12 protein-coding genes are annotated in these 12,365 nt (G+C 71.1%); 3 read left to right on the top strand and 9 right to left on the bottom strand.

The genetic code is table 11. The annotated features are described in order from the left end of the window. Positions 1-13: 13 nt before the first annotated feature. From DEJ31_RS09885 to DEJ31_RS09875, 3 genes are read right to left on the bottom strand one after another with little or no spacing between them, the layout of a single operon-like run. Positions 14-1,150 carry an AMP-binding protein gene (locus tag DEJ31_RS09885; RefSeq protein WP_110902618.1) on the bottom strand — a complete coding sequence of 379 codons (1,137 nt, stop codon included), beginning with the start codon at positions 1,148-1,150 and terminating at the stop codon, positions 14-16. Beyond that, positions 1,150-2,079: a 1,4-dihydroxy-2-naphthoyl-CoA synthase gene (locus DEJ31_RS09880; RefSeq protein ID WP_110902617.1), complete on the bottom strand. Its 930-nt coding sequence runs from the start codon at positions 2,077-2,079 to the stop codon at positions 1,150-1,152. Before DEJ31_RS09880 ends, DEJ31_RS09885 begins: the two co-directional genes overlap by 1 nt. 50 nt (positions 2,080-2,129) lie before the next feature. Then, on the bottom strand, positions 2,130-2,507 hold the full coding sequence (locus tag DEJ31_RS09875; RefSeq protein ID WP_110902616.1) for a hypothetical protein: 378 nt from the start codon (positions 2,505-2,507) through the stop codon (positions 2,130-2,132). A 148-nt stretch (positions 2,508-2,655) separates the two neighbouring features. Between DEJ31_RS09875 and DEJ31_RS09870 the strand changes: the two genes are divergently transcribed. Beyond that, positions 2,656-3,678, top strand: a complete 1,023-nt coding sequence (locus tag DEJ31_RS09870; protein WP_258366255.1) for an o-succinylbenzoate synthase — start codon at positions 2,656-2,658, stop codon at positions 3,676-3,678. Positions 3,679-3,769: 91 nt separating this feature from the next. Here the strand turns inward: DEJ31_RS09870 and ccsB are convergent, their stop codons facing one another. From ccsB to DEJ31_RS09840, 6 genes are all read right to left on the bottom strand, one after another. Further along, positions 3,770-4,780: a c-type cytochrome biogenesis protein CcsB gene (gene ccsB, locus DEJ31_RS09865; RefSeq protein ID WP_375537619.1), complete on the bottom strand. Its 1,011-nt coding sequence runs from the start codon at positions 4,778-4,780 to the stop codon at positions 3,770-3,772. Next, positions 4,777-6,516, bottom strand: coding sequence for a cytochrome c biogenesis protein ResB (locus tag DEJ31_RS09860; protein WP_111044396.1), 1,740 nt, complete (start codon positions 6,514-6,516; stop codon positions 4,777-4,779). The genes ccsB and DEJ31_RS09860 overlap by 4 nt, the downstream gene beginning before the upstream one ends. After that, a complete protein-coding gene (locus DEJ31_RS09855; protein WP_110902613.1) occupies positions 6,500-7,246 on the bottom strand; it encodes a cytochrome c biogenesis CcdA family protein in 747 nt (248 codons plus the stop codon). The genes DEJ31_RS09860 and DEJ31_RS09855 overlap by 17 nt, the downstream gene beginning before the upstream one ends. Positions 7,247-7,249: 3 nt before the next feature. Further along, positions 7,250-7,891 (bottom strand): TlpA disulfide reductase family protein, encoded by a 642-nt coding sequence (locus DEJ31_RS09850; RefSeq protein ID WP_111121773.1) that lies wholly within the window; start codon positions 7,889-7,891, stop codon positions 7,250-7,252. Next, positions 7,888-8,544 (bottom strand): histidine phosphatase family protein, encoded by a 657-nt coding sequence (locus DEJ31_RS09845; protein ID WP_110902611.1) that lies wholly within the window; start codon positions 8,542-8,544, stop codon positions 7,888-7,890. Before DEJ31_RS09845 ends, DEJ31_RS09850 begins: the two co-directional genes overlap by 4 nt. Before the next feature lie 78 nt (positions 8,545-8,622). Next, positions 8,623-10,107, bottom strand: a complete 1,485-nt coding sequence (locus DEJ31_RS09840) for a SulP family inorganic anion transporter (protein ID WP_375334552.1) — start codon at positions 10,105-10,107, stop codon at positions 8,623-8,625. A gap of 82 nt (positions 10,108-10,189) precedes the next feature. Between DEJ31_RS09840 and DEJ31_RS09835 the strand changes: the two genes are divergently transcribed. After that, positions 10,190-10,588: a MerR family transcriptional regulator gene (locus DEJ31_RS09835; RefSeq protein WP_110902609.1), complete on the top strand. Its 399-nt coding sequence runs from the start codon at positions 10,190-10,192 to the stop codon at positions 10,586-10,588. 298 nt (positions 10,589-10,886) lie between these two features. Next, entirely contained in the window at positions 10,887-12,227 is a 1,341-nt protein-coding gene (gene aspS, locus DEJ31_RS09830; RefSeq protein ID WP_111121772.1) for an aspartate--tRNA(Asn) ligase, read from the top strand. Positions 12,228-12,365 lie beyond the last annotated feature (138 nt).

Here is a 12,365-nt window from a genome sequence, read left to right as displayed (position 1 = left end):
CGGGAGTCCCGTTTCACCCCTGCGGGTCGGCCAGCGTCCGCACCGCGCGCCGGTCGGGTTTGCCGGACGCCAGCATCGGCATCCGGTCCACGACGATCACCTCGCCCGGTCGGGCCGCCCGTCCGAGGGCGTCCCCGACGCGGGAGCGGACGAGCTGGAGGTCGACGGGCTGCTCGGTCACGACGACCGGCACCTCGCCCCACTCCCCCGACGTCCGCCGGGTGACGACGGCACCGTGCTGTCCGGGGAGCTCCCGCACGATGCGCTCGACCGCGCCGAGCGGCACCTTCTCACCCCCGGAGATGACGACGTCGTCGAGACGACCGGTGACCCGTATCCGACCGTCGACGATCGTCGCGGCGTCACCGGTGCGGTACCAGCGGTGCCCGTCGCGTTCGGTGAAGGTCGCTGCCGTCCGCGCCGGGTCGTCGAGGTACCCCTCGGCGAGCATCGGCCCGGTCAGCTGCAGTTCCCCGTCGACGAGCTCGGCGTGGACCGTGCCCAGCGGCGCGCCGTCGTACACGCAGCCGCCGCTGGTCTCGCTCGCGCCGTAGGTCGTCACCACGCGGATGCCGGCGGCACGGGCACGCTCCCGCAGGGCCGTCGGCGTCGCCTGACCGCCCACCAGGACCGCGTCGAACCGGCCGAGCGCCGCCGTCGCCCGCGGGTCGTCGAGGACCCGGGCGAGCTGCACCGGCACCAGCGACGTGTACCGCCGAGGTGCCGCGGGTCCGACGACGAGCCGGTCGGCCGCGTCGGCGAACACCCCCGCGTCGAAGTGCCCGGACGGCAGCACGACGGGGGTCGTCCCCGCGGCGATCGACCGCGTCAGGACGTTGAGCCCGGCGATGTAGTGCGTCGGCAGCGCGAGGACCCAGACGCCCGGGCCGCCGAGGGCGGCGTCCGCGGCAGCAGCGCCCGCGAGCAGCGCGTCCGAGGAGAGGGCGACGCGCTTGCCGGTCCCGGTGGAGCCGCTCGTCTCGACGACCAGGGCGACCCGCTGCGGGACGGCGGCCGGTGGCGGTGTCGGCGGCGCCGGAGCCCCCTCGGCGACCGGGAGCAGTGCGGGGCCGCCGGCGAGTGCCGCCTCCAGTCCGCGCAGCACCGCCGTCGGGTCGGACGCACCCAGCGCGACGAGCGGACGGGCCATCAGTAGTGCCAGGGGAACGCGGTCCAGTCGGGCGAGCGCTTCTCGAGGAACGAGTCGCGGCCCTCGACGGCCTCGTCGGTGCCGTAGGCGAGGCGCGTGGCCTCACCGGCGAACACCTGCTGACCGACCATGCCGTCGTCGACGGCGTTGAAGGCGTACTTGAGCATCCGGATCGCCGTCGGGGACTTGCCGAGGATCGTCTCGCCCCAGCGGATCGCCTCGCGCTCCAGGTCCTCGTGCGGCACCACCCGGTTGACGGCACCCATCTCGTAGGCGCGCTGGGCGGAGTACTCCTCGGCGAGGAAGAAGACCTCGCGCGCGAGCTTCTGGCCGATCTGCTTCGCGTAGTAGGCGCTGCCGTAGCCGCCGTCGAACGACCCGACGTCGGCGTCCGTCTGCTTGAACCTGCCGTGCTCGGCGCTGGCGATCGTCAGGTCGCAGATCGCGTGGAGGGAGTGACCACCGCCCGCGGCCCAGCCGGGCACGACCGCGATGACGACCTTCGGCATCATCCGGATCAGCCGCTGGACCTCGAGGATGTGCAGCCGTCCCATCGAGGCCTGCGCGGCAGCGGGATCGACGCCCTCGGGCGGAGCACCCTCGTCGCCGACGTACTGGTAGCCGCTCCGGCCCCGGATCCGCTGGTCGCCGCCGGAGCAGAACGCCCAACCGCCGTCCTTCGGGCTGGGGCCGTTGCCGGTCAGCAGCACGACCCCGACGCGCGGGTCCTGGCGGGCGTCGTCGAGGGCGCGGTACAGCTCGTCGACGGTCCGCGGACGGAAGGCGTTGCGCACCTCGGGGCGGTCGAAGGCGACGCGCACCATGCCGCCGGAGACGTGCTTGTGGTACGTGATGTCGGTGAACCGCTCGGCGATCGGAGCGGTGGTCCAGACGTCGGGGTCGAACAGGTCGGAGACGGCAGAGGGCATGCTCCGAACCTACCGCTGGGCTCCTGCCCGGGCCGTCGCGTGCGGGCTGTCTAGTCGCCGCCCATCCCGGAGAGCATCTCGGGAGCGACGATGACGAGCAGGACGATGAGGATCACCGGGTTGGCGAAGAACGCCAGGACCACGCCGATGACGCCGTACCAGCGGCCGAACGAGCCGACCGCGGCGATGAAGCCCAGGACCGCGGCGACCAGGGTGAGGAACACCACGACGAAGCAGATGCCGAACGCGAAGGTCGTGTCACCGCCCACGAACACCGCGAAGGCGCTCGCGTCCACCGCGGCGCCGACCACCGCGAGGCCGAGGGCGATCTTGCCGGTGATCGGGTTCTTCCGACCCCGAGCTGCGGGCTGCCGGGTGACGTCGACGGTGCCCTGACGCATCAGCCGCGCGAACTCGTCCGTCGCCACCGAGCCTCCTCGTCCGTCCCGACCGGCGATCCTGATCGGCGCCGGCACCGCCGACCGGTGGTCGACCGCAGCGATGCTAGTGCGCTGCCCTGGCGGTCCCCTCGGAGGAACCGTGAGGCGCCCTGGACGCTCCTGCGAAGATGGCCGGGTGCCCGATGTGACCCCGCCGCACCCGTCCGTCCCCGCCGACGTGCCCGAGCTCCGCGACCTGCTCGCCACAGCCCGGGTCGTCGCCCTGCCGATGCGGGTCCGGTTCCGCGGCATCACCGTCCGCGAGGCGCTCGTGTTCCGCGGACCCGCGGGCTGGACCGAGTTCTCCCCCTTCGTCGAGTACGACGACACCGAGTCGGCCGCCTGGCTCCGCGCCGCGGTCGACTTCGGCTGGACCCGGCACGAACCCGGCGCCGACAGCGTCCCCGTCAACGCCACGGTGCCCGCGATCGCCGCAGCGGACGTCGCGGACCTGCTCCGTCGCTACCCCGGCTGCACCACCGCGAAGGTGAAGGTCGCCGAACCCGGCACGACCATCGAGGACGACGTCGCCCGGGTCGCCGCGGTCCGCCGCGTGATGGGCGATGACGCCGACGTCCGGGTCGACGCGAACGGCCTGTGGTCGCTCGACCAGGCGACCACCGCCCTCGAGCAGCTGGCACCGTTCCGACTGCAGTACGCCGAGCAGCCCGTCGCCACCGTCGCGGACCTCGCCGCGCTGCGCACCCGGGTCGCCGGTCTCGGAGTCCGGATCGCCGCGGACGAGAGCGTCCGGAAGGCGTCCGACCCGCTCGCCGTCGCCCGTGCCGGCGCCGCGGACGTACTGATCGTCAAGGCGCAGCCCCTCGGCGGGATCACCGCGGCCCAGGCCGTGATGGCCGAGGCCGGACTGCCCTGCGTGGTCTCCAGCGCGATCGACACCTCGATCGGCCTGGGCATGGGGGCGTTCCTGGCGTCGCGGGCGATGGCACCCGGCTACGCGGCCGGACTGGGCACCGCGGCGATGTTCACCGGAGACCTCACCGCCGAGCCGCTGCTGCCGGTCGGGGGCCGCATCGCCGTGCACCGGATCGAGCCGGACCCCGACCTCCTCGACCGGTGGGCGGCCTCCCCCGAGCGGACCGGGTGGTGGCTGGCGCGGCTCCGGCGGGTGCACGCGCTGCTCGTGGGTCGGCCGTAGGTCCGCGGCACAGACGGACGGGAGGCCCGACACCAGCTGGTGTCGAGCCTCCCGTCCGTCTGCGGCCCGTCTGCCGAGCCGGGCCGTCCGGTCACAGACCGGAGTAGCTGTGCAGCCCCTTGAAGAAGACGTTGACCACCGAGAAGTTGAACATCACAGCGGCGAAGCCGATGAGCGCGAGCCACGACGACCGGGCGCCACGCCAGCCGCGGGTCGCCCGGGCGTGGATGTAGCCGGCGTAGAGGACCCAGATGATGAACGTCCAGACCTCCTTCGTGTCCCACCCCCAGTAGCGACCCCAGGCCCGCTCGGCCCAGATGGCACCGGCGATGAGCGTGAAGGTCCAGAGCACGAAGCCGACGAGGATCACCCGGTAGCTGAGCACCTCGAGCCGGTCGGCGTCGGGCAGCGTCTCCATGAAGCGGAGACCGCGCGAGACCGGACGGCCCTGGCGGTACGTCTGGACCAGCTGGGACACCGCGAGGCCCGCGCCGAGGGCGAAGAACCCGGTGCCGGCGATGGCGACGAAGACGTGGATGACGAGCCAGTAGGACTCGAGCGCGGGCACCAGCGGGCGCACCGGAACGTAGTAGTTCACGGTCGCGATGCCGAGCAGGATGATCACCAGACCGGTGATGAACACCCCGAGGAACTTGAGGTCCTGCCAGAACTGCACGAGCAGGAACACGGCGATGATCAGGCCCGTGCCCGTCAGCGAGAACTCGAACATGTTGCCCCACGGCACACGGTCGGCCGCGATGCCACGGAGCACGATCGCGCCGATGTGCACGACGAGGGCCAGGATCGTCATGGCCATGCCGACACGCTCGAACTTCGAGCCACGCTGGCCACGGCCCCCGCCGACGTCGTCACGCCTCTGCTGGACACGTTCGAGGACGACGGTGCCGCCCTGGACGGTCGCGACCGTGGTGGCCGTCGCGTCGTCGCGGTCCGAGGACGAACCGCCGCGCGTGGTCTCGAGCCCGACGTCGCCGGCACGCCTCGCCATGTCGAGCGCAAAGGAGATGAACGCGATGACGTAGACCGCCATCGCGGAGTACGTCAGCACGACCGAGTAGGTCGCAAGGGTCGTCGTGTTCACTTGCTGATCCTAACGCCGAGGTCCGACATGTGCTTCTGGGCGATGTCCGCGACCGCGCGTTCGAGGTTGGGGTCCTCGCCGCGGGCGAGCCCGGCGTACTCGAGGTCGAACCCGCCGTCCTCGGCCCCGGTCCGGCGCACCGCCTTGACCCACACGCGACGGCGCGGGACGAACAGCGAGGTGAGCAGGCCGAGGACCGACAGGATCGCGAAGAACGCGACCCAGAGCTGCGACGGGTCGTGGTGTACGTCGAGGGACACGTACCGCTTGACCCCGTCGAACGTGATCGAACCGGCGCCGTCCGGCAGTTGCTTCGTCTGCCCGGGCTTCATCGCGATGCTCGCCGTGTCGGACTGCCGGCCCGCGATCTGCTGCAGGCCCTTCGTCGAGAGCTGGTAGACGCTCTGCGGCACGCCGTCGTCGAGGCCGAGGTCGCCGGTGTACACCTGCAACGACAGCATCGGGTTCTTGACGTCCGGGTAGTTCGAGGTGAAGGCGCCGGCGTTGGTGCCGCTGGTCTGCTGCACGGCGGTCGGGTAGAAGAACCCGATCATGCCGAGCTGGTCCGGCGACGCGTCCGGCACCTTGATGACACCGGTGGAGGTGTAGTTCCCGTCCTCGGGCAGGAACGGCACGACGTCCTGGAACGCCACGTTGCCCTTGCCGTCGCGGACGGTGACCTGCATCGCGTACCCGTTGCCGAGCAGGTAGACGTTCGTCCCGCCGATCGCCAGCGGCTCGTTCACGCCGAGGCGGCTCGTCTTCGCGGTGCCGTCCTTCGTGCGCGCCGTGACGGTCGCCGAGTAGTCGGTCGCCTGGCCGAGGGCGTCGAGGTTCGTCTCCTCGTACTTCGTCGTGAACCGGTCGAGGGTCAGGTTGTAGCCCTTGAGGTCCGACTGCGAGAACCACCGTCCGGGGTTGAACGAGTCGTACGAGCCGAGGACGTTGGTGAACGTCTGTCCCTCGACCAGGAGCCGCTGCCCGGTGTAGCTGAACCCGCCGCCCAGGCCGACCGCGAGCAGCACGCCGACGAGCGCCGCGTGGAACACCAGGTTGCCGGTCTCGCGGAGGTACCCGCGTTCGGCGCTGACCGAGTCACCGAACCGCTCGACGCGGTAACCCGACTTCCGCAGCTGCGTCATGGCCGTCGTGACCGCGTGGTCGACGGACGGGAGGCCCGTGGTCGCGCCCGCAGCGCCGCCGACGGTCTCGGGACTGATCGTCACGGACCGGTAGCCGGCCAGGCGGCCGAGTCGCGCCGGGGTCCTCGGCGGCCGGGTGCGGAGCGCCTGCCAGTGGTGCCGGGTGCGCGGCACGATGCAGCCGATGAGCGAGATGAAGAGGAGCAGGTAGATCGCCGAGAACCACACCGAGGTGTAGGTGTCGAAGACCTGCAGTTTCTCGAGCACCGGGGACAGCTGCGGGTGGCTGTTCTTGTACTGCACGACGCCGTTGGGGTCCGCCTGGGTCTGCGGCACGAGGGAACCCGGGATCGCCGCGAGGGCGAGGAGCATGAGCAGGAAGAGCGCCGTCCGCATGCTCGTCAGCTGCCGCCAGGCGAACCGGAGGGAACCGACCAGACCGAGCTTCGGCTGCGTGATGCCGTCGGCGTCGCCGGCCACGACGGGCGTGCCGTCGACGTGGTCGGACGGGCGCTGCGGGTCGGACGACCTGTCGGCACCGGTGGTGCCGGCGTCCGTCCGGCCGTCTTCGCCGAGGTCAGACCGCGGGGACATAGCTCTGGATCACCGCCCCGACGCTCGACATGACGGCCGACCAGATGCCGGTGACCATGAGCAGACCGATGACGATCAGGATCGCTCCTCCGATGATGTTGACGGTGCGCATGTGCCGCTTGACGACACCGATCGCGCCCGAGGCCCAGCCGGCACCGAGGGCGACGAGCAGGAACGGGACGCCGAGTCCGATGCAGTACGCGATGCCGAGCACGACGCCCTGCCAGGCGCTGCCGGACTGGAAGCTGATGAGGTTGATGGCCGCCAGGGTCGGGCCGATGCAGGGCGTCCACCCGAGTGCGAAGACGATGCCGAGCAGCGGTGCGCCGAGCAGGCCGGTGCGGGGGGTGAAGTTCGTCTTGACGGTGCGCTGCAGGAACGTGAACCGGCCGATGAACACCAGGCCCATCGCGATCACGACGATGCCCATGAGCTGGACGATGAGGTCACGCCAGCGCACCAGCCAGAAGCCGACGGCGCCGGCGGCCGCGGACCCGAGGACGAAGACGACCGTGAACCCGAGCACGAAGAGGAGCACGCCGAGCAGCACCCGTCCCCGGGAGTGGCGGGTGCCGTCCGCGATGCCGCTGACGTAGCCGAGGTAGCCCGGCACGAGCGGCAGGACGCACGGCGACAGGAAGGACACCAGCCCGGCGAGCGCCGCCACCGGCAGGCCGATGAGGAGTTGCCCGCTGAAGATGGCGTCGGCGAAGGGGTTCCCGCTGGACACGGGTCAGGACGCCTTGCCGGTGAGCTCGTCGTCCACCAGGGTCTTCAGGATGCTCGGCCCGTCGACGGCTCCGAGCACGCGGGCCGCGACCCGTCCCTGCTTGTCGAGGACGATCGTGGTCGGCACGGCGTTCGGGGCGATCTCACCGGAGAGCGCGAGCTGCATGGTGCCGGTGCGGGCGTCGAGCACGGTCGGGTAGTGGACGCCGAACTTCCGCTCGAACGCCTTCGCGGTGCCGGCCTCGTCGCGGACGTTGACGCCGATGAAGTGGACGTCGTCGTCGGCGAACTCGTCCTGGACCGCGTTGAGGTGCCCGGCTTCGGCGCGGCAGGGCGGGCAGCCGGCGTACCAGAAGTTGATGACCACGACGTCGCCGCGCATGGCCTTCGCCGAGAGTTCGTCACCGTCCATCGACTTCGCGGTGAAGTCGATCGGGTCGGTCCGCTTGTCGACCGCGACCTCGGTGACCGCTCCGGTGCCGGAGATGTAGTTCTGGGTGCTGCCCTTGCCGTACTGCTGGGCGAGTGAACCGTCGGCCGAGGTGCACCCGACCAGCACGAGTGCGGCGGCGAGGGCGATCGCGGCGGCCCCGGTGGTCCGGAGACGTGCGGTGCGGACACGGCTCGATCGGGTTGTGCGGGTCACACTGCTCCTTCGTCGACGGCTGACCCGCGGAGGTCGGCCGCCGGGTCCGCGTACCCGACCTCGGTGAAACGACCGGCGGCGGTGTCGGGTACCCGCTGGAGGCTCGTGATGCTGGACAGGTCGCAGCGGCGCTTGCGCGGGTCGTGCCAGAGCGGTTCCCCCGCCAGGCGTCGGTGCACCATCCAGATCGGCAGTTGGTGGCTGACGAGGACGACGTCCCCGCTGTCGACGCTCTCCCACGCGGTGGCGACGGCGGCGAGCATGCGGTTCGCGATCGACTCGTACGCCTCCCCCCAGCTCGGTCGCCAGGGGTTCGCGATCCACGGCCACTCCGCCGGGCGGCGGACGGAGCGCTTGGTGAACCCGGGGGGCTGACCCTCGTACCGGTTCGTCGGCTCGATCAGGCGTTCGTCGAGACGGACGTCCAGGCCGTACGCGGCTGCCCATGGAGCGGCGGACTCCTGCGTGCGCTGCAGCGGCGAGGCGACGATCGCGCGGACGTCGACCCCGGCGTCCTTCCAGGCGGCGGCGGACGCCCCGGCCATCCGGGTGCCGAGCTCGCTCAGACCGAAGCCCGGGAGCCGCCCGTAGAGCACACGGTCGGGGTTGTGGACCTCGCCGTGGCGCACGAGGTGGATCGTGTTCGCGGGCATGGGTTCCAGTGTAGGTCGGTCCGGCTCACCCACCCGCCGCACAGCAGATCCACGGCTGCACGACCGTTCAGCGGGCCGTCACCCGAGGTGGCCGGAGAGCCGTCCGTGCAGGGCGATCGACGCGGTGTCCAGGTTGACGACCTCGACGCTCGAACCGTGCTTGGCGAACCGCTGCTCGACCCCGTCGAGGGCGGCCACGGTGCTGGCGTCGAAGACGTGCGCGTCGGTCATGTCGATGACCACGTGTTCGGGGTCCTCGGCGTACGAGAACCGGGTGACCAGGTCGTTCGACGACGCGAAGAACAGGGCACCGCGGACCCGGTAGCGGACCGTGTTCTCGTCGACGGGCTCGCGGACGACCTCGACCACGTGCGCGACCCGGCGGGCGAAGACGAGCGCGGCGACGACGACACCGGCCAGGACCCCGGTCGCCAGGTTGTTCGTCGCCAGGACCACCAGCACGGTGATGACCATCACGGCGGTCTCCCCCAGGGGCATCCGGCGGAGCGTGCGGGGCCGGATGCTGTGCCAGTCGAAGGTCGCGACGCAGACCATGAGCATGACGGCGGTCAGCGCGGCCATCGGGATCTCGGCGACCACGTCGTGCAGCACGATCGTGAGCACCAGGATCGCGGCCCCCGCGGTGAAGGTCGACACGCGCGTCCGGGCACCGGCGGTCTTCACGTTGACGACGGTCTGGCCGATCATCGCGCACCCGCCGGTGCCGCCGAAGAAGGCCGAGGCGATGTTCGCGATGCCCTGGCCCCACGACTCCCGCCAGGCGCTCGACCGGGTCTCGGTGACGGCGTCGACCAGCTGGGCGGTGAGCAGGGTCTCGATGAGCCCGACGATCGCGACACCGAACGCGTACGGCGCGATGAGCCGCAGGGTGTCGAGCGTGAACGGCACCGTCACACCGTTGAACCCGGGCAGCGCGGTCGGCAGCGCGCCCTCGTCACCGACGGTCGGGACCGCGACACCGAACAGGATCGTGATGCCGGTGATCACGACCACGGCGATGAGCGGTGCCGGGACAGCCCTGGTGAGGAACGGGACACCGATGATGAGCCCGATGCCGAGCGCGGTCAGCGGCCAGACGACGAACGGGACGTCGTCACCGAACAGGTTGGGCAGCTGCGCGGTGAAGATCAGGATCGCGAGCGCGTTCACGAAGGCGACGTTCACGCTCCGCGGGATGAAGCGCATCAGCCGGGCGACCCCGAGGAACCCGAGCACGAGCTGGAAGACGCCGCCGAGCACGATCGTCGGGACCAGGTAGGCGACGCCGTGGTCGCGCACGAGCGGGGCGATGACGAGCGCGACGGACCCCGCGGCGGCGGAGATCATCGCCGGACGCCCACCCACGATCGAGATGACGATCGCGAAGACCACGCTCGAGAAGAGCCCGACGGCCGGATCGACACCCGCGACGACCGAGAACGAGATCGCCTCGGGGATGAGGGCGAGCGCGGTGACGATCCCGGCCAGGACCTCGCGGGTCAGGAGGCGCGGCGAACGCAGGGCGGACAGGACGCTCGTCGCGCCGGGGACGGTGCTGGTCATCGACATCGGCGGCGACTCTACCGCCACGTGAGGGTTGCCGCGACCCGGGCACGCTCTCCACCGGCTCTGCCACGATGTCGACATGACCGCCCCCGACGCCCCCGCCACCATGCACATCGGCGAACTCGCCGAACGCACCGGGATGTCGCTCCGGTCGATCCGGCACTACGACGAGGTCGGGCTCCTGGTGCCGAGCGGTCGGACGTCCGGCGGGTTCCGGGTGTACACCGCCGGGGACCTCGAGCGCCTGCTCGTCATCCGCCGCATGAAGCCCCTCGGGTTCACGCTCGACGAGATGGCCGGACTGCTCAGGGTGGTCGACGGACTGGCCACGGCGGACCCCACCGAGGCACCGGCACTGGCAGCACGGCTCGACGAGTTCCTGGCCGACGCCCGAGCCCGGCACGCCAGGTTGCTGGAGCGGGCCGCGATGGCCGAGGAGTTCATCGGCACCCTCGGACGACTGCGCTCCTCGGTCTGAACCGCGCTCCTCGGTCTGAACTGCGCTCCTCGGTCTGATCCGTCCCGTCGGCTACTGCTGCCGGTGCGAGGTGGCCAGGCCGCAGCACCCGGGACCCTCCGTCATGGGTCCCTCCCCGTGTCGTTCCGCGACCTGGCCACGACGACGACGGTAGGAGCCTGGCGGAGCCGGGACGCGCCTCCCGTCCGTCCTTGTGGATGAGTGCTGCGACCCGTCCCGCTGTGCAGGAGAGGGCACCGACGAACCGCAGCACTCCCCGTCACCGCACGGGCGCGCCCGGCCGGTAGACTCGACGACCGTGATCGAACGCACCCGCATCGCCGACCTCGCAAGCCTCCCCGACGGCCCCGTCTCCGTGGCCGGATGGGTCGAGACCGTCCGCGATCAGAAGAAGGTGCAGTTCGTCGTCCTCCGCGACGAGAGCAGCGCCGTCCAGCTGGTCAACCCCGCCACCCGTGAAGCCGTCGAGGGGGACGACACCTCCGCCGCGGCCCTCGCCACGACCGAGTCCGTCTCGGGCCTGGCGCACGGGTCGTTCATCCACGTGACGGGCACCCTCAAGCACGACGAGCGCGTCAAGCTCGGCGGGCTCGAGGTCAAGGTCGGCACCCTGACCGTGGTGAGCGCCGCGATCCCGGAGACGCCTATCGCCGACGACTCCTCGCTCGACAAGCGCCTCGACTGGCGCTTCCTCGACCTGCGCAACCGCAAGCAGAACCTGATCTTCCGCATCCAGACCACGCTGGAGCACGCGTTCCGCACGTACTGGGTCGAGCGCGACTACATCGAGATCCACACGCCGAAGCTGATGGCGTCGGCGTCGGAGTCCCGCGCCGAGCTCTTCCAGCTCGAGTACTTCGAGACCACCGCGTACCTGGCGCAGTCGCCGCAGAACTTCAAGCAGATGGCGCAGCCCGCCGGCTTCGGTGCCGTGTTCGAGATCGCGGACGCCTTCCGCGCGGACCCGTCCTTCACCTCCCGGCACGCGACCGAGTTCACCAGCGTCGACGCCGAGTTCTCGTGGATCGAGTCCCACGAGGACGTCATGGCGATGCACGAAGAGGTCCTGGTGGCCGGCATCACCGCCGTCAAGGAGAAGTACGGCGACGCCATCCAGGAGGTCTTCGGCTTCGAGCTGCAGGTCCCGTCCACGCCGTTCCCCCGCGTGACCCTGGCCGAGGCCCGGAAGATCGTCGCCGACAGCGGCTACGAGGTCGTCCGCGCCGACGGCGACCTGGACCCCGAGGGCGAGCGTCGCGTGTCGGCCTGGGCGAAGGAGCACCACGGCTCGGAGTTCGTCTTCGTCACCGACTACGACGCCTCGATCCGCCCGTACTACCACATGCGTCACGCCGACGACCCGACGCTCACGAACAGCTACGACCTGCTGTTCAACGGCGCCGAGATCTCGACGGGCGCCCAGCGTGAGCACCGGGTCGACGTCCTCACCGCCCAGGCGGAGGAGAAGGGCCTGGACCCCGCCGAGCTCGGCTGGTACCTCGACTTCTTCCGCTACGGCGTCCCGCCGCACGGTGGCTTCGGCATGGGTCTGGCCCGTGTGCTGATGCTCATGCTCGGCGAGCCGTCCATCCGCGAGGTCACCTACCTGTTCCGCGGCCCGACCCGTCTCACGCCCTAGGCACTCCGGCGGCGCGAACCGCCTTCGCACAACAGGAACCGGCTCGAACCACGGACATCCGTGGTTCGAGCCGGTTTCCGTTGTGCGGTGCCACGGCGCACCGCGCGGGGGCGTCGGCGCGGTGCGCCGTGGCACCGC

Source organism: Curtobacterium sp. MCPF17_031, assembly GCF_003234035.1.
Taxonomy (GTDB): domain Bacteria; phylum Actinomycetota; class Actinomycetes; order Actinomycetales; family Microbacteriaceae; genus Curtobacterium.
Note: the sequence above shows the minus strand (reverse complement) of the source record. Positions and strands in the feature narration are given on the sequence as shown.